Source organism: Pseudomonas sp. Pseu.R1 (genome assembly GCF_045764065.1).
GTDB lineage: Bacteria > Pseudomonadota > Gammaproteobacteria > Pseudomonadales > Pseudomonadaceae > Aquipseudomonas.
In genome coordinates, this window is record NZ_JBJGEE020000001.1 from 235,588 (window position 1) to 253,239 (window position 17,652).

The 17,652-nt window shown below is 59.0% G+C and carries 17 protein-coding genes; 7 read left to right on the forward strand and 10 right to left on the reverse strand.

Features of this window, described 5'->3' with window-relative positions; all coding sequences use genetic code 11:
* Positions 1-123: 123 nt before the first annotated feature.
* The 4 genes from salA to catA all read left to right on the forward strand — a co-directional run bounded on the left by salA (position 124) and on the right by catA (position 5,053).
* The gene (salA, locus tag ACI5GA_RS01070; RefSeq protein ID WP_404640278.1) at positions 124-1,425 is read left to right on the forward strand and encodes a salicylate 1-monooxygenase; all 1,302 of its coding nucleotides are present in this window, start codon (positions 124-126) and stop codon (positions 1,423-1,425) included.
* A 75-nt stretch (positions 1,426-1,500) separates the two neighbouring features.
* Positions 1,501-2,925 (forward strand): MFS transporter, encoded by a 1,425-nt coding sequence (locus ACI5GA_RS01075; RefSeq protein WP_421421224.1) that lies wholly within the window; start codon positions 1,501-1,503, stop codon positions 2,923-2,925.
* A 21-nt stretch (positions 2,926-2,946) separates the two neighbouring features.
* Complete coding sequence (locus tag ACI5GA_RS01080) at positions 2,947-4,068, forward strand: muconate cycloisomerase family protein (protein ID WP_404640274.1); 1,122 nt, start codon at positions 2,947-2,949, stop codon at positions 4,066-4,068.
* A gap of 49 nt (positions 4,069-4,117) precedes the next feature.
* Positions 4,118-5,053: a catechol 1,2-dioxygenase gene (gene catA / locus ACI5GA_RS01085; RefSeq protein ID WP_404640272.1), complete on the forward strand. Its 936-nt coding sequence runs from the start codon at positions 4,118-4,120 to the stop codon at positions 5,051-5,053.
* Positions 5,054-5,168: 115 nt separating this feature from the next.
* On the opposite strand, the gene ACI5GA_RS01090 is transcribed toward catA, so the two are convergent.
* The 10 genes from ACI5GA_RS01090 to ACI5GA_RS01135 form a co-directional block, all read right to left on the reverse strand.
* A complete protein-coding gene (locus tag ACI5GA_RS01090) occupies positions 5,169-6,437 on the reverse strand; it encodes an acetyl-CoA hydrolase/transferase family protein (RefSeq protein ID WP_404640271.1) in 1,269 nt (422 codons plus the stop codon).
* A gap of 99 nt (positions 6,438-6,536) precedes the next feature.
* Complete coding sequence (gene catC / locus ACI5GA_RS01095) at positions 6,537-6,815, reverse strand: muconolactone Delta-isomerase (RefSeq protein WP_404640270.1); 279 nt, start codon at positions 6,813-6,815, stop codon at positions 6,537-6,539.
* A gap of 49 nt (positions 6,816-6,864) precedes the next feature.
* Positions 6,865-7,188, reverse strand: coding sequence for a 4-methylmuconolactone methylisomerase (locus ACI5GA_RS01100; RefSeq protein WP_404640268.1), 324 nt, complete (start codon positions 7,186-7,188; stop codon positions 6,865-6,867).
* Between the two features lie 32 nt (positions 7,189-7,220).
* Positions 7,221-8,510: an MFS transporter gene (locus ACI5GA_RS01105; RefSeq protein ID WP_404640266.1), complete on the reverse strand. Its 1,290-nt coding sequence runs from the start codon at positions 8,508-8,510 to the stop codon at positions 7,221-7,223.
* A 170-nt stretch (positions 8,511-8,680) separates the two neighbouring features.
* Entirely contained in the window at positions 8,681-9,565 is an 885-nt protein-coding gene (locus ACI5GA_RS01110) for an acyl-CoA thioesterase (RefSeq protein WP_404640264.1), read from the reverse strand.
* Positions 9,566-9,578: 13 nt separating this feature from the next.
* Entirely contained in the window at positions 9,579-10,244 is a 666-nt protein-coding gene (locus tag ACI5GA_RS01115; RefSeq protein ID WP_404640262.1) for a 3-oxoacid CoA-transferase subunit B, read from the reverse strand.
* Between the two features lie 3 nt (positions 10,245-10,247).
* A complete protein-coding gene (locus tag ACI5GA_RS01120) occupies positions 10,248-10,940 on the reverse strand; it encodes a 3-oxoacid CoA-transferase subunit A (protein WP_404640260.1) in 693 nt (230 codons plus the stop codon).
* A 253-nt stretch (positions 10,941-11,193) separates the two neighbouring features.
* Positions 11,194-12,096: a LysR substrate-binding domain-containing protein gene (locus ACI5GA_RS01125; RefSeq protein WP_404640258.1), complete on the reverse strand. Its 903-nt coding sequence runs from the start codon at positions 12,094-12,096 to the stop codon at positions 11,194-11,196.
* 117 nt (positions 12,097-12,213) lie between these two features.
* Positions 12,214-13,104, reverse strand: a complete 891-nt coding sequence (locus ACI5GA_RS01130; RefSeq protein ID WP_404640256.1) for an MBL fold metallo-hydrolase — start codon at positions 13,102-13,104, stop codon at positions 12,214-12,216.
* A gap of 144 nt (positions 13,105-13,248) precedes the next feature.
* A complete protein-coding gene (locus ACI5GA_RS01135) occupies positions 13,249-14,445 on the reverse strand; it encodes an acetyl-CoA C-acetyltransferase (RefSeq protein ID WP_421421227.1) in 1,197 nt (398 codons plus the stop codon).
* 228 nt (positions 14,446-14,673) lie between these two features.
* Between ACI5GA_RS01135 and ACI5GA_RS01140 the strand changes: the two genes are divergently transcribed.
* From ACI5GA_RS01140 to ACI5GA_RS01150, 3 genes are read left to right on the forward strand one after another with little or no spacing between them, the layout of a single operon-like run.
* Positions 14,674-15,501, forward strand: a complete 828-nt coding sequence (locus tag ACI5GA_RS01140; RefSeq protein WP_404640252.1) for an FAS1-like dehydratase domain-containing protein — start codon at positions 14,674-14,676, stop codon at positions 15,499-15,501.
* 55 nt (positions 15,502-15,556) lie between these two features.
* Positions 15,557-16,717 (forward strand): acyl-CoA dehydrogenase family protein, encoded by a 1,161-nt coding sequence (locus ACI5GA_RS01145; RefSeq protein WP_404640250.1) that lies wholly within the window; start codon positions 15,557-15,559, stop codon positions 16,715-16,717.
* A gap of 12 nt (positions 16,718-16,729) precedes the next feature.
* Complete coding sequence (locus tag ACI5GA_RS01150) at positions 16,730-17,539, forward strand: HpcH/HpaI aldolase/citrate lyase family protein (protein WP_421421230.1); 810 nt, start codon at positions 16,730-16,732, stop codon at positions 17,537-17,539.
* Positions 17,540-17,652: the final 113 nt, after the last annotated feature.

A 17,652-nucleotide genomic window follows, 5' to 3' on the forward strand; every position in this document is an offset into this window, starting at 1 on the left:
AAAGCATACCTCAGAGAAATATTCATAACTGTGATATTCGATATATCGATCGCTGCATTTATCAATGTCGCGACGAAACCCATGATGAGTACCACAACAAGAACTCTCCATGGGTAACCACACATGTCCAACAACAACTCCCAACCAACTCTGCGCGTCGGCATCGTGGGTGGCGGCATTTCCGGTGTCGCCCTGGCACTTGATCTGGCACGCAACAGCAATCTTGATATCCAGCTATTTGAAGCAGCTCCAGCCTTTGGTGAAGTCGGCGCTGGCGTCGCCTTCGGTGCCAACTCGGTACGCGCCCTGGATGGTCTGGGCATTGGTGACGCCTACCGCAAAGTCGAAGACCGCACACCAGCTCCCTGGCAAGATGTGTGGTTCGAATGGCGCCGCGGCGAAGGCGACTCCAAGTACCTGGCGACGACGGTGATGCCTGGAGTGGGGCAATCTTCAGTCCACCGTGCCGACTTTCTCGATGTACTGACCACCCACCTGCCAGAAGGCATTGCTCAGTTCGACAAGCGCGCTGTCAGCGTCGAACAGAATGGTGATGAAGCCAGGGTCGTCTTTGCCGACGGCACCGATTACCGTTGTGATCTGCTCATCGCCGCCGACGGTGTGAAGTCGGTCATTCGCGGCCACGTGCTGCAGGGCATTGGCGCTGAACCTGCCGAGCCTCGATTTACTGGCACCTGCGCCTATCGCGGCATGATTGACAGTGAAACCCTGCGCGCTGCCTATCGAGCAAAGGGTCTGGACACCCATCTGGTGGATGTTCCCCAGATGTATCTGGTCAAAGATGGCCATATCCTGACCTTCCCGGTCAAACAAGGCCGAATCATCAACGTCGTTGCGTTTCTGTCTGACCGCTCCTCTGATTCTCCGCAGTGGCCGGCCAGCGAGCCGTGGGTGCGTAAAACCAGTCAGGCGCAGATGCTCGAAGATTTCGCAGGTTGGGGCGAAGCTGCCCGCACCCTGCTCGAATGCATCCCCGAACCCACCTATTGGGCGCTGCACGATCTCGCTGAACTGCCAGGCTATGTCTACAACCGTGTCGTTCTGATTGGTGATGCGGCTCACGCCATGCTGCCTCACCAGGGCGCAGGAGCCGGCCAGGGCCTCGAAGATGCTTACTTCCTGGCGCGCCTGCTGGGTGACTCGCGCTTGAACACCGGCAATCTCGACGCCGTGCTGAAGACCTACGACCAAGTGCGCCGCCCAAGGGCATGCAAGGTTCAGCGCACCTCGACTCAGGCTGGCGAACTCTACGAAATGCGTGACCCGGAAGCTGCGGCCGACGAAAAGGTCCTGGCCGACAAGCTCGAAACCCGTTTCAACTGGTTGTGGCATCACGATCCGCAAACCGATGTCGCTCAGGCGCGTTCGCTTCTGGGCTGGGAGCACCAACTGGCCGCGTCCTGACCGGCTGGGGCTGTACCCGAGGGCGCGCCACGATCGCGCCCTCGGCTCAATAATAACGACAAACAGAACCCACCCATGCGAAACATCGATGTCTCTGCGCTGCTCGCTGAAGCACGGCTGAATCCCTTCCACCTACGCCTGCTGTTTTGGTGCGCGTTGATCATCGTGTTCGACGGCTATGACCTGGTCATCTACGGCGTTGTGCTCCCGTCTTTAATGCAAGAGTGGCGACTGAGCGCCCTACAGGCGGGTCTGCTTGCCAGTTGCGCGCTGATGGGCATGATGTTGGGGGCTCTGCTATTCGGACCGCTGGCCGATCGTGTTGGCAGACGCAATACCATCACCGTGTGTGTCGTATTGTTCAGTGGCGTAACGGCCGTCACCGGCTTCGCCGACTCACCGACACAGTTCGCAGTTTTGCGTTTCATAGCCGGCATCGGTATCGGTGGCGTGATGCCCAACGTGATCGCGCTCATGAATGAGTACGCTCCGCAACGCCTTCGCGGCCGATTGATTGCGCTCATGTTCACGGGCTACTCGGTGGGCGGGATGGCGTCCGCCGGGCTCGGCATGGCGCTGATTCCAGAGTGGGGATGGCCCTCGGTGTTCTTCATCGCAGCGATCCCATTGCTGGTGTTGCCATCGATGGTCAGGCAACTGCCGGAATCCATCAACTTCCTGTTGAGACGCGGGTATACGCCTCGCGCACAGGTGCTTCTGAGCCAAGTAGTAGCTAGCTATACACCCCATACCAATGATGTGCTGCGACCCGAGGCCGGCCAGAGTGACAAGGTCTCGATCGGGCAGTTGTTCACCGAGCACAGGCTGGTCAACACGCTGATGCTGTGGCTTGCCTTTTGCTGCAGCATGTTGATGATCTATGGCCTGAGCTCCTGGCTGCCGAAGCTGATGAACACCGCCGGCTACGGCACAACGTCGAGCATCGCCTTCCTATTGATCCTGAATCTGGGTGCCATTGTCGGCTCGCTGACAGGGGGCTGGCTTGCCGATCGGCTTGGCTTGGGCAAAGTGCTGCTGGTTTTTCTTGCGGCGAGCGGCGTGGTCTTGGCGATGATGGCGATTGAAGCGCCAGCGCCGGTTTTGTATGCGTTGATTGCCGCCGCCGGTGCCGGTACGACAGGCGCGCAGATTTTGGCCAATGCCTTCGCAGTCCAGTACTACCCGGCGCACATTCGTTCAACTGGGCTGGGATGGGCCATGGGTATCGGACGTTTCGGGGCCATTGCCGGCCCGCTGGTGGGTGCCTCCGCGCATGCGCTGGAGCTGCCCCTGCACTTCTCGTTTCTGGCCTTTGCGGTTCCTGGCCTGATCGGAGCAGCCGCCATCGCGGTGTTCATGATCAGGCTAAGCCACTGGCATCTGATAACTGTCGATTCTGAAAGACCGGTGGCAGCCTCTGCATCGTCACCTCTGCCCTCACCTGCTTCAGTCGAGCAAGGCACCGACCCGCGGCTGTGGGTGCGGCCGCCTGATCTATAAAACCTGGAACTGGAATCGAACATGAGCGCTGCAAAAATTGAAAGTATCGAGGCAATCCTTGTCGATCTGCCAACCATTCGGCCACACAAGCTGGCGATGCACACCATCTCGCAGCAGACCCTGGTCATCATTCGTCTGCGGTGCAGCGATGGCGTGGAGGGGCTGGGCGAGTCGACCACGGTGGGCGGCTTGTCTTATGCGTACGAAAGCCCGGAAAGCATCAAGACCAACATCGACTGTCATCTGGGACCTGCACTGCTGGGAATGGACGCCGACAACCTGAACGCGGCCATGCAGCGTCTGGACAGGATCGCCAAGGGCAATACGTTCGCCAAGTCGGGACTGGAAAGCGCACTGCTAGATGCTCAGGGCAAACGCCATGGTTTGGCCGTCAGTGAACTGCTCGGTGGTCGTGTTCGTGACAGCGTTGAAGTGGGCTGGGTGCTCGCCAGTGGCGAGACTGCCCGGGACATCGCCGAGGCAGAGAAGCTGCTGGACCTGCGTCGTCATCGCATTTTCAAGGTGAAGATCGGTGCCAATCCACTGGACCAGGACCTCAAGCATGTCATCGCCATCAAACGTGCATTGGGTGACCTTGCGAGTGTGCGTGTGGACGTCAACCAGTACTGGGACGAGTCACAGGCCATTCGCGGTTGCCAGGTGCTGGGCGACAACGGTATCGAACTGATTGAACAACCGATCACACGGGTCAATCGCGCCGGTCAGGTCCGACTCAATCAGCGCAGTCCGGCGGCGATCATGGCCGATGAATCGATAGAGTCGGTCGAGGACGCTTTCAGCCTGGCCGCAGACGGAGCAGCCAGTGTCTTCGCCCTGAAAATTGCCAAAAACGGTGGTCCGCGCGCAGTGCTTCGCACGGCACAGATCGCCGAGGCTGCAGGCATCTCGCTGTATGGCGCGACGATGCTGGAAGGTGCCATCGGTACGCTGGCCTCGGCGCATGCGTTCGTGACCCTCAAGAAGCTGTTGTGGGGGACCGAGCTGTTCGGCCCCCTGCTGCTGACCGAGGAGATCGTCACCCAGGCACCTGTTTACCGTGATTTTGAATTGCACGTTCCCAACACGCCCGGCCTGGGACTTTTCCTGGACGAAGATCGCCTCACGCGGTTCCGTCGCACCTGACGGAAGAACCGTGGATGCCTGCCCCTACAACAAAAAAGAGGTATAGAACATGACCGTAAAAATCAGCCACACGCCAGAAGTCCAGGCCCTTTTCAAGGAGGCTGCCGGCCTCAACAACGATCAAGGGAGCCCCAGGCTCAAGCAGATTCTGCTGCGCCTTATCACCGACGCCGCCAAGGTCATCGAAGACCTTGAGGTGACCGAAGATGAGTTCTGGATTGCCGTCGACCTGATGAACAGGGTCGGTAAGCACACCGAGTTCGGTCTTCTGCTGCCAGGTTTGAGCCTGGAGCACTTCATTGACCTGCTGCAGGATGCCAAGGACGCACAGGCAGGCCTCACAGGTGGAACACCCAGAACCATCGAAGGGCCTCTTTACGTTGCCAACGCGCCTTTGAGCGTGGGCCAGACGCGCATGGACGATGGCAGCGAGGACGACGTTGCCACGCCGCTGTTCATCGAGGGCGTGGTGCGTGACACCGCCGGCAAGCCCGTTGCCGGGGCGGTCGTCGATATGTGGCAGGCCAACACCAATGGCACCTACTCTTTTTTCGACCCTAGTCAATCGGAGTTCAACCTGCGACGCCGTATACAGACCGACGCCGAGGGTCGATACAGGGCGCGCAGTATCATTCCCAGTGGTTATGGTCTGGATCCGCACGGCCCTGCTCAGGAGTGTCTGAATGCGATTGGTCGCCACGGGCAGCGTCCTGCGCACATTCATGTGTTCGTCAGCGCCGACGGTCATCGTCACCTGACGAGCCAAATCAATCTGGCAGGTGATGCCTACCTCTGGGATGACTTTGCTTACGCCACCCGCGAGGGGCTGGTGGGTGAGGCGGTGATCAACGACAACCCTGATGCCTCAAAAGCGCGTGGTCTGGACGGGCGACGATTCGCCGAGCTCAGATTCGACTTTCAGCTACAGAGCGCAGTGAGCCCCGAAGCCCAGCGGCGCAGCCATCGTCCTCGCATGGGCCAGTGAAGACCGACCCCGAACATCAGACGGGACAATCTCACCTGATTGCCCTTCCTCTGGCAAAAGCCCCGTCGTTGTGACGGGGCTTTTGCGCATTGGGTATACCGTTTAGCGCAGATGTTTAACGCCCGGCGATCCCCCCGCTTGCCCACGCCTGTTCCAGGTCTGCCTGGTGCTGAGGTGACGCAATATCGAGCATCTTGCGAACCCGTTGTTTGATGGTCAGCCCCCGCAGGTCGGCTACGCCATGTTCCGTAACGATCAACCCGGCATCACTGCGCGGGATGGTTACCGGGCCATTGAGTCGAGGCACGATTCGGCTTTTGGCGCCCGCGCTCGATGGCAACGCAATGACAGGTAACCCCCCTCGCGATTGCTGCGCACCGCGCATGAAATCCAGTGCGCCACCGACCGCCCCAAGGTAACTCCCTGCGGCGGCTTCGGAATTGATCTGACCTGATAGATCGACCTCCACGGCAGAGTTGATCGCCACCAGACGGTCAAGGCTCGCCAATACCTGGGCGTCATGGGTGTAGCTTGTCGAACGCAGTTGAAGAGCGTCGTTACGGTGAGCGAACTGGTGGAGTGTCTGGCTGCCCATCAGGATGCCACCGATGCTCACCCCCGTATCGCGAGTCTTGCGCGAGTTGTTGATTACTCCGTTCTGCATCAGACGCATGACGCCGTCACCTATGCTGCCGGAATGCACACCCAGGTTTCGATGATCGGTCAGCGCGCCGAGCACGGCGTCGGGGATTGCACCGATCCCGGTCTGCAAAGTCGAGCCATCCTCCACGAGCTGTGCGATATGCCAGGCAATCTGGGTGTCGATAGCGCGGATCGTTGCGCTGCCGCTGGTCAAGGGGCTGCGATCGGTATACATGACCGCGTCGAGATCCGTCAGGCTCAGTGTGCGCTCGCCGTAAGTCCAAGGGGCCTGTCGGTTGACTTCCCCAATTACGACAGTGGCGTGCTCAAGGGCCGCGACCAGGTATTCATTGGCCAGACTCAGGCTATGGCGACCATGAGCGTCGGCGGGCGACAGCTGCAGCATCAGGACGTCAATGTGCAGCTCGCCGCTGCGCAGCATCTGCGTCATTTGGGAATAGTGAATGGGCAGGATGTCCAGAACACCGGCATCTGCCAGGGCACGATTACTGCCAGCGCCACAGTACGCGAAAAAATCGACCGCGTCGGCGTGTTCGGGCAGACACGTATCGCTACCGGCTATGCCCAGCATGATGCGCAGCCGCTTGAAGTCGTGGCGCTGCGCCAAGAGCGCCCGCGTCAGCGTTACTGGCTCGGCATTGGCCTGCCCCCACAATAGGGTAGCGCCGGGGTGGATCAGGCTGGAAAAGTCAGGAGAGGCAGGATTGAGTTCGAGAGGCATTTTTGAGAGCTCACGCAAAGAGCTCGTCGTGGAAGCACGGTTGGCCCCTGTGACAGAGCTCAGAGTGAAAAAGCGGCCCGCCAGGGGCCGCCATGGACATCAGAAAATCGACGACGGATGCTTGGCCAATGGAGTGACCTGGATGGTCATGTACGGGAACAGCGGCAGGCTGGATAACAGCGCATGGAGTTCGTCATTGCTGTCGACGTCCAGGATGCTGATGTTCGAGTACTTCCCAACGACGCGCCACAGATGCGGCCACTTGCCGGATTCTTGCAACTCGACAGCCCGTGCCTTCTCGGCAACTTTGATTTTTTCAACTTCGTCTGCGGGAATGTCACGAGGAATATTCACGGTCATTTCTACGCAATACAGCATGGTGTGCTCCTGATAGACAGAGGTGTAAGGCCATTTGCAACGTGCGGACTCAAACCACGTCCTTAGTGACGAACGGCTTGAGTTTTCCAATGAAATATTTGCCATGCTCGAACCAGGCCTTACGGATATCCGAGTCCATGTAAACCTGATACGCGGCTTCGCTTTCGAACCAGCATTCGCCAATTGCGTCAATGCGACCCACATCCAGATAAGGCACATGAGTATCGGTCGGATTGCGGTCAACCAGACGCACTTCATATTTGTGCAAGCCCGGCATGCCGTCAGACATCTGGAAGTGAACGACACATTCCTTCTCGAACTGCTCGTGGGTCATGCTGTCGGGCTTAACCAGAAGGTAAAGGATACGAATCATATGGGCCTCTAATGGCTGGCTGAAGGCGCTCGTCAGGCGGTCTTCGGGTTCTTGGGAGATGAGGTTTCGTGGACGGACGCGTTCGGGTCCTGCGCGTCCAGCTCCTGGATGCTGATGCCTTTGGTCTCGGGCAGAAGCAGCAAAGCGATGACGGAAATGGCATAGGCAGCCAGGCAGAAAATGCCGATGGCCTGCGCCAGACCGACGTGTCCTGATAGCAGACCCACACCGGTGATGGCGGTTGCGCCCAGAGATTTGCCGACGTTGTAAGAAAAACCCATACAGGTGGTACGAACATGGGTTGGGAATAATTCGCTCAGAAACGGCCCAAGCGCGGCGTACATGCCGATGGCTGCGAAGCCCACCAGAAAACCCATGATGTGGGTGATCAACGGGTTGAGCGGGATGAACATGTAAGTGACGGTGACCACCCAGGAGACAAGCGAGAGCAGGATCAACGTCGGGCGCCTGCCGAGCCTGTCGGCCAGATAGGCCGTGCTGGCAAACCCGGCGAAGCACCCTGCAGCCATGACCAGGATCGTGGCAATCAAAGAACCTGACTCAACCCCGCGCTCCTTGAGCAACGAGGGTATCCAGACCAGAATGACGTAGCTGCCGGCCTGCAGACCGATCACCAGAATGCTCGAAAGCATCGTCAGCTTCACATACTGAGTCTGGAAGACGGTCCATACCGATGCTTTGGGTGCCGGGCTGGCGAGCGCCTGAACGAAAGCGTCCGAGTCCTGAACATGGCGGCGGATGTACAGCACGACCAGCGCAGGTACGACTCCGAACCAGAAAGCCACCCGCCATGCCAGTTCAGGCGGGAACGAAGCGAGAATCACCGTGATGATCAACACAGCGCCGGCCCAGCCCAAGGAGAATCCGGACTGCACAAAGCCCATGGCGCGACCACGGTGCGCAGGCTTGATCACTTCGGCCATCAATGCGGCGCCTACGGCCCATTCCCCGCCAAAGCCAAAACCCTGGAGCGTTCGCGCGATCAGCAACTGCTCAAAGTTCTGGGCAAAACCTGCCACTACGCCAAAGAACGTGAACCAGATGATGGAGAAAATCAGCAGGCGTACACGGCCGTAGCGGTCGCTCAGGATACCGGCGATCCACCCGCCCACAGCGGCCGAAAGCAGCGCGGCTGTACCGACCATCCCGGCTTCTGCCTTGGTCAGCCCCCAAAGTGCGATGATGGTTGGAAGCAGGAAGCTGAACATCTGCATGTCATACGAATCCAGCGCCCAGCCGGAAAAGCATGCCCAGAAGGTTTTGCGTTCGCGAGGCGAACCTGCCCTGTACCAATCAAACATTTTGCACGTCCTTCTTGTTATTGGAGTGGCGACTGCGGTCAGGTCACCAGCGCATTAGATAACGCCGCCGGGCAGCTTGTGAGTCGGCTTACGCAGCATGCGTCAGTTTCAGGGGTTCGCCCATTTCCCGTTACGAAAGCCCCTCTTTTGATTTGTCGAACAGCCCCCCTTCAGCCCTGCAGAGACATCAGGATGTCCTGAGTCAGGCTGGCCAGCAGTTGACCGTTGCGTCGATAAATACGTGTGGTCACAAGATCCCTCACACCATCGTTTCTGACAGGGTCATGGAGGAACAATGACCAGTCATTGGCGTTGATATCGGCGCTGTGGAACCACAGGCTATGGTTGAGCTTTCGGGTGGAAAAAAGAGGCGAACGATCAAGGCCGGCAGGCGCGATGGGCGACAAATTAGTGAGCCAGCACTCGGACATGTAAGCCAGTGCCGCGTGGTGCAAACATCCTTCATCCGGCAAAGCCTCACTCAGGCGTATCCAGTAGCCCTCTAGGCCAGGCCCTGTCTGTGTGAGCTCTGAGGCCTGAGCGTGGATTGGCCGGACATCCAGTACCTTGTTACCCGTAAAACGCAATTGAAAGCAGGCTGACCTGCGGTCGTGACTGGGGACCATCTGGTCAAGGGTCGGCAGACTTTCCGGATCCGGCACCTGAACGTCGAATCGCGAGGATTGCCTCAAGTCTCGCTCGGGCTGCTTGAAAGCGACACTCGCGCTGAAGATCAGGCCAGTACCCTGCACGCCATAAACGTGTCGATACGAAAAGCGCGAATCGTCCTGCAGCGTTTCCACACTGAACTCCACAGCATTGCGGGTGTGCGCTGCTTGCAGCGCAGTCATCTGCAGAACACTGGGACTGCGGGCGCGAACGCTTTGAGCAGCCGCCCACAAAGCCTGCGCGAGCAATTGCCCGCCATAGACCTCGCCGTGAACATTGATATCGCAGACGTGGCTACGAAAGCGATTTTGTCCATCCGAGTCCAAGGTCAGCAGTTCGGCCAAATCCCGCTGGTCCCAGGAAGGCAAAGACCCGTAAAGCGCCACGGCAGACATCCTGTCAGGCAGCCGTCGACGGCTGGGTGATGGCGCTCATGTCCAGCGGCACGGGGGTGATTTCCTGCAAGCATTCGGGAGTGATGCCCCCCACCAACTCCAGAACCTTCACCCCTTCAGGCGTCAATTCCAGTGTCGCCAGATCGGTATAGACGCGGCTGACACAGCCCAGGCCGGTCAGCGGGTAGGTACAGGCCGCCAAAAACTTGCTCTGCCCGTCCTTGCTCAAGTGATCCATCATCACGAAGATACGCTTGGCGCCGATGGCCAGGTCCATGGCGCCGCCTACGGCCGGTATTGCGTCAGGTGCACCGGTGTGCCAGTTGGCAAGGTCTCCATTGGCAGCCACCTGAAATGCCCCCAGCACGCAGATATCGAGGTGGCCACCGCGCATCATCCCGAACGAGTCGGCGTGATGAAAGAACACAACGCCTGGGGACGGTTTGATAGGCTCTTTCCCGGCGTTGATCATGTCCCAGTCTTCTTCACCACTGGGCGCGGCCACCCAACGGCCAAGCACACCGTTTTCACTGTGCAGGAAAATGTCCTTGTCCTCTGGCAAATGATTCGCCACCAAGGTAGGAAGGCCGATACCCAGATTGACATAGGCGCCTTCAGGGATGTCACGCGCGACCCTGATCGCCATTGCATTGCGCGTTTCTTTATCCATAGCTCACCCAACCTGATGCTGAGTCAACGGCACAGCTGTGCGTTGAACAATGTGTTTGACAAAAATGCCTGGTGTGACGACGTGCTCGGGATCAAGCTCACCCAGCTCAACCACCCGGCCGACCGATGCGATGGTGTTACGGGCAGCCATGGCCATCACCGGGCTGAAATTGCGCGCGGTTTTGCGATAAACGAGATTGCCCCAGCGGTCCCCGGCCTGCGCATTGATCAGTGCATAGTCGACATGAATCGGGGACTCGAACACATAGTGGCGTCCATCGATCAGGCGGGTTTCCTTGCCCTGGGCCAGCAACGTTCCGTAGCCTGTAGGCGTATAGAAACCCCCGATGCCGCAACCGGCGGCGCGCAGGCGCTCGGCGAGATTGCCCTGCGGGACGATTTCGAGCTCGATCTTGCCCGCCCGGTAGAGCTCTTCGAACACGTAGGAACCCACCATGCGCGGGTAGGAGCACAGGATCTTGCGCACCTGGCCGGTCTTGAGCAGCGCGGCCAAACCAATATCGCCCTGCCCTGCGTTGTTGCTCACCAGCGTCAGGTTACGGGCTCCTTGGGCGATCAGCGCCTGAATCAAGTCGTCGGGCATACCAGCCCCGCCGAAACCGCCAACAGCCACAACAGCTCCATCGGGAATATCCGCCAGCGCTTGAGCGGGGCTCGGTAACAACTTATTGATCATCGCGACCCTTCCTTATTCGTTCTTTTGGCCAGGCATAAGACTGGCTCGCAGTGCGCAAGGCGGTACCCCGCGTAGGAACGAGATTGCCAGCGTGCTCCTTCGGCCACAATTTCGGACTTCGAAAGGACGAATTAACGCTCGATTAAATAGCCCGTCAGGCGAGGATCGATACCCATGAGTGCGCAGCGTCACCGATGCCGGCGACGCATCCAGGCTTGAAGAAGGTAGGTGGTGTTCCGGTTTGCGTGTGCGATCAGTCGGCGCGATAGCGCGCGATCAGGCAATCGGCGAACTCCCGGGCGAAAGTCGACAGACTGTCGAAGTCCTGGGCGCACAGTTGGAACGTGCGCAGCGCCCACGGATCGACCAGTTGGCATGCGCCAATCTTTTGCCTGTCCTTGAGGCGGTCATAGCTGGCCTGAGGCACGATCGCGATACCAGCGCCTGCCTCGACCATGCGAAAGATAGCGTCAGAACTGGCGACCTGCACACGAATGGTCAATGGCAGGTGCAGCGAGGCGGCGGCACGGCTCAAAAAAACGTTGATCGCGCTGCCTTCCAGCAGTGAGACGAAGGCGTAATTGAGCGCATCCTTGAAGAATACCTCCTGTTGTTCAAGGATCGGATGCCCCAGAGGAGCAATGACCATCAAGCGACTCGACACGATCGGTACGCTCTGCAAACCATCGGTCACGACGCTGCCTGAAACGATGCCAAGATCGGTACTGCCGTCGCGCACCGCACGGACGATGTCATCGCTGAGCCGCTCGCGCATGTCGATGTGCACATCGGGATGGCTGATCAAGTAATCACCGACCACAGGCGGCAGGTATTCGGTAACGGCTGTGGTGTTGGCCTGCAACCGCAGTTGGCCCTTGAGGCCATCGGTGTACTGCTGCAGATCACCGGTGAGCATCGTCAGTTGGGAAAGGATTACCCGGGCATGCTGCAGATACGTTTTGCCAGCATTGGTCAGGGTCACACCTTGCGGCGAGCGCTCGAGCAATCGGATACCCAGATTTTCTTCGAGGTTTTTGATGCGGTTACTGGTGGCAGGCACAGAGAGAAACGAGCGCTCGGCACCGCGCGTCAGACTGCTGGTCTCCGCAATATTGATGAACAAGCGGAAATCAGTGATATCGAAATGCATCGCCATGAGGAGGAACTTCTTGCCGGTAGAAACGAACTGTACCCGCAGGCATTGTGTCTGGCTAGGGGCGCTCCTAGGCGGCTCCCCAACGGCCTCGCGATTGCCGCCGGGGAGCTCTGCTGATCACCAGTGAGAAGGTTCGAAAGCAAACCCGTCGCCCTGACGCCGGATGAATCCGCAATGTGGTTCACCGAAGTGCACCGGCATGATCAACGCTTCGCTGTCGGCGGCGCGATTGAGGAAGTCCAGGCGCGTCTTGCGCGCAATATCTTCCCAGATGCAGTACCCGGAGTTGATGTCGGGACGCACGATCTGGATGGGACTATGGAGAATGTCGCCGCAAAAGATGCCCTCTTCCTTTTGAGAGCGCACGCGGAAGGTCACTTGGCCCGGGCTGTGACCAGGCGCGGCCTCGACTTGCAGGCAGTCGGCGATCTCCTCGCCAGGCAACATCATCTTCGCCAGCCCTTCGTTGACGATCGGCATGACACTGTCGAAAAACGACTCGCCAAACACATCGATGACCCCCGCTTCCTTGTTCTTGCCCTGATAACAGAAGTCAAAGTCATCTTTGGGGAAGTAATAGTTCGCATTGGGGAAGGTCGGCACCCAGCGGCCATCCTGCCAGGTGGTGTTCCAGCCGACATGATCGGAGTGCAAATGGGTGATGACCACATGGGTCACCTTCTCAGGAGGGGCACCGGCGGCGATCATCCACTCGCGCACCAGCGTGTTGAGCATGTTCATCCGCGCAATACCGGGGCGAGGTTTGAAGTTGCCGACGCCGGTGTCGATCACGATGATGTTGCTGCCGGCATGAACCACCCAAAACTGGATCGTCACCAACAGCTTGTTCATGTGCTCGATCCAGTGATTCGGCGCCATCAGGCCCCTGTGCTCCTGCAACACTCCAGCTTCCATCTTTGGAAACAGGAATGCTGGATCATGGGTCGGACCTGCGTACTCAAGGATACGCGTCACTTTAATGTCGCCGATCATGCGGGACTGCATCATCGCATTGCACCTCATCAGTTCTTGTTAGTGTGCGGCAATCGCCGACGTCCTTCGAATTATCTGCCCATGGTTGCCATGGGCGCTTTTGGTTTCTCGTTAAGATCCTGTTAACACGTCGCTAAGACCCGTTGGCGCCAGGGTTAATCAGAGCCGTTCGAACAGGGCCGCCAGTCCTTGCCCACCACCGATACACATGGTTTCCAGCCCGTAACGCGCTTCGCGACGTCGCAGTTCATGAAGCAACGTCGTCATGATGCGCACACCAGTGGCGCCAATGGGGTGGCCAAGGGAAATCCCCGATCCGTTGACATTGACTCTGGAGAAATCTTTCAAGTCCCAGGCCTTGAGAACCGCCAGCGCTTGGGCGGCGAAAGCTTCATTGACCTCGATCAAATCCAGGTCGTCCAGGGTAAGGCCGGTGCGCGCAAGCAGCTTGGCTGTAGCGGGAACCGGACCGATGCCCATGCGCGAAGGGTCGCAACCTGCAGCGGCCCAATCCACAAGTCGCGCGATTGGCGTAAGCCCGTGACGCGCAGCGTACTCAGCCGAGACCACCAGACAGGCAGCAGCAGCATCGTTCTGCTGACTGGAATTACCCGCAGTACAGACACCTTCCGGGCGCAGTAACCGCAGCTGGCTCATGGTTTCCACGCTGGCGTCCTCGCGAATGCCCTCGTCCATCTCCACGCGGTTTACGCTGTTGCGCTTGCCAGGAACGTCCACGGCAATAACCTCGTCGGCAAATCGCCCTTCGCGCCAGGCGGCGGCCGCATTCAAGTGGCTTCGCACCGCAAAACTGTCCGCTTGCTCACGGGTGATGCCGTAGTCTCTGGCCAGATTATCCGCGGTCTCGGGCATGCCGGAGATGTGACCGAAGCGCTCCACAGGTTGTGATCGCTCGCGGCCACGCTCAAGGCGGTCATGAAAACGCACGCTGCCCGCTCGCGCTCCCCAGCGCATGTCCGTGCTGTAGTACTCGATGTTGCTCATGCTTTCGACACCCACCACCAGCACGGCGTGTGCATGGCCTGTCTGTACTTGCATCGAAGCGTCGATGACAACTTGCAGCCCCGAACCGCAACGACGGTCCAGAGTGTAGCCAGGTACCTCGATAGGCAACCCCGCTGCCAGCGCCGCATAGCGTCCCATGCAGGGCGCCTCACTGGAGGAATAGGATTGCGCGACGATGACTTCGTCCAGCGTTTGCGGCGCAATTGAAACACGCGCCAGCAGTTGCTGGATCATCTGTGCAGCCAGTTGATCGGCGGTCAATGGAGCCAACGCTCCGCCAAACTTGCCGATGGGCGTGCGAAGTGGAGAAACGATCAGCGCGTCTTTCATTGCAGCCAAACCTCGATGATGAGCAATGTGTCCAGCATGGTTGGTCGGTCGGCCTCGCTGCAATTTTGTATCGCGAAAGGCGGCCTTTCGCCGGGGCTAATGACCTGGGGGCGCGCACGTGCAGCCGGGTGGTTTAGTCTTTGGTTGAAACTGTCTTCTGCAAAATCGAATTCCTCCCCCTCGCAGACGGCTTGCATGATGCGCGCATAACTCCAATGGATGCACGACATGCTCAGCTTCGATCCATCCCAATGGCTGGGACGTACTCTGGAAGTACAAGAACAGCTCAGCGACAACCTGATCCAACGCATCGCCGCCACCTTTAACGCGCCAGTGCCGAAGGCAGGCGACGAGTTGCCGTGGCTATGGCACTGGTGCTTCTTCCTGGACCCGGCCAATACCAGCGATCTAGGGCCAGACGGCCACCCGGCCTTAGGCGGATTCATGCCCCCTGCCCATGGACGCAACCGCATGTGGGCGGGTGGGCGCCTGAGCTTTCATCATCCCTTGCGCGTAGGCGGGTCGGCGACCCGTCGGACTCGAATCGAAAAGATTACCGAGAAAACCGGCGACAGCGGATCTCTCCTGTTCGTCACGCTGTTTCATGAGTACTGGCAGCAAGAGCAGCTGTGCATCAGTGAGGAGCAAGACATCGTTTATCGCGAGCCAAGTCCACCCAAGCTGAGCATGGGGGAGCTGGTTCCCGAATCCGATTGGGTCGAAAACATTGTCCCAAGTCCAGTTCTGTTGTTTCGCTACTCGGCCCTGACCTTCAACGCCCATCGCATCCACATTGACTTGCCTTACGTCACGGAAGTTGAAGGCTATCCCAATCTGGTGGTGCACGGGCCGCTGACCGCAACCCTTTGCCTGGCGGCTTTTGTCCACGCCAATCCTCTGGCCCGTGTGCGGCGCTTTGCCTTTCGCGGATTACGCCCGCTCATCGCTCCCGATGCGTTTCAAGTGGGGGGGCAGCACATCAATTCCGGCGTCGCAGAACTGTGGGCAAGTAACGCCAGAGGCTTGTGTCAACGCGCCGAAGTTTATTTCGACTGATCTGTACACGATGCGCCCGCCAGCGTTGCGGGCACCTATTGCGAGGAAACACCCGATGTCCTACAACACCGAAGAACTCAATGCCATTCGCGAAGGCGTACGCGCCCTGTGTGCCGAGTTTCCGGCCGAATACTGGCGCAAGATCGATGAAGATAAAGGCTTTCCTGAAGCGTTTGTCACCGCTATGACCGAAGCTGGCTGGCTGTCGGCGATGATCCCCGAAGAGTATGGCGGTTCCGGTCTTGGGCTGGCTGAGGCGTCATTGATCCTTGAAGAGGTCAATCATTGTGGCGGCAATTCCGGCACCATTCACGGCCAGATGTACAACATGTTCACCCTGCTGCGTCACGGCAGCGACGCGCAGAAAAGCTACTACCTGCCCAAGCTCGCCAGCGGCGAGTTGCGCCTGCAATCGATGGGCGTGACCGAGCCGACCACCGGCACCGACACCACCAAGATCAAGACCACCGCCGTCAAACAGGGCGACAAGTACGTGATCAACGGCCAGAAGGTCTGGATCTCGCGCATCCAGCACTCGGACCTGATGATCCTGCTGGCGCGCACCACGCCGCTGGCCGAGGTAAAGAAGAAATCCGAAGGCATGTCGATCTTCTTGGTCGATTTGCGTGAAGCCATCGGCAACGGCCTGACCGTTCAGCCCATCGCCAACATGGTCAACCACGAGACCAACGAGCTGTTCTTCGACAACCTCGAATTGCCTGCCAGCAGCCTGATCGGTGAGGAAGGCAAAGGCTTCAGGTACATCCTCGACGGCCTCAACGCCGAGCGCACCCTGATCGCCGCCGAGTGCATTGGCGATGGCCGGTGGTTCATCGAAAAATCCGCGGCCTATGCCCGCGATCGTGTGGTGTTTGGTCGTCCGATCGGGCAGAACCAGGGCGTGCAGTTCCCGATTGCCGAAGCGCATATCGAGATCGAAGCGGCGGACCTGATGCGCTGGCGCGCCTGCGAAGAATACGACAGCGGCAAGAACGCAGGTGCGGCGGCCAACATGGCCAAGTATCTGGCGGCCAAGGCGTCGTGGGAAGCAGCCAACGCCTGCCTGCAGACCCACGGCGGTTTCGGCTTTGCCAACGAGTACGACGTGGAGCGCAAATTCCGCGAGACCCGTCTGTATCAGGTCGCGCCGATCTCCACCAACCTGATTCTTTCCTACGTCGCCGAGCACCTACTCGAACTGCCACGCTCGTTCTAAGCGAGATATTCAATGAGACATAAAACATTACGCTCGGCACTGTTTGTGCCGGGCAACCGCCCTGAGCGCTTTGCCAAAGCCTTGTCCAGTGGCGCCGACATTGTCATCGTGGACTTCGAAGACGCCGTCGAAGAAAGCCAGAAAGCGCAGGCGCGGGAAAACCTGCTCGCGTTTCTCGATCAGACTCCGCAAGCGCGGGTTTGGGTGCGCACCAACCAGGCTGGTCATGACCAGCATGACCGCGACCTTGAGGCCTGTCGTCACAGCGGCGTCGATGGCATCGTGTTGCCTAAGGCCGAGTGCCGGGCTCAAGTTGAGAAAGCCGCCAACACTGGCAAGCCGGTCATGCCCATCATTGAAAGCGCGCTGGGGCTTGAGGCCCTTCCCTCCCTCGCAAAGACTGCAGGCGTGTTGCTATTGACCTATGGCCGGCTTGACCTAGGACTTGACCTAGCCATGATCGAAGGCAGCTCTGGCGCAGAGCGTATGCTCGATCATGTGCGTTACGAGCTGATCCTGCATAGCCGCCTGGCCGGGCTGGCGATGCCACTCGAAAGCGTATTCCCGAACATCGATAACGATGCCGGGCTCGATCACGCGACACGCCTGGCCGCAGGCATGGGTTTTTCGGGCCTGCTGTGCATCCATCCCAAGCAGGTGGCGGTGGTCCACACCGCCCTGCGCCCCAGCGAAGCGGAGCTGGACTGGGCACAGAGAGTCATCTCTGCCAGTGACGGCAGAGGGGCATTCAGGCTCGATGGCGCAATGGTCGACGCCCCGGTGATCGCACGTGCTCACCGTTTGCTGGCGTTGCGTGAATGATCGACCTCTGACAAAACACCTGGGCGACACGAAAGTGTCGCCCTTTTTTTGGCCAAAAAAAACCCATCCGAAACGCCGAATGGGTCATTGAAAACGGGAGCGAACTCAATAAA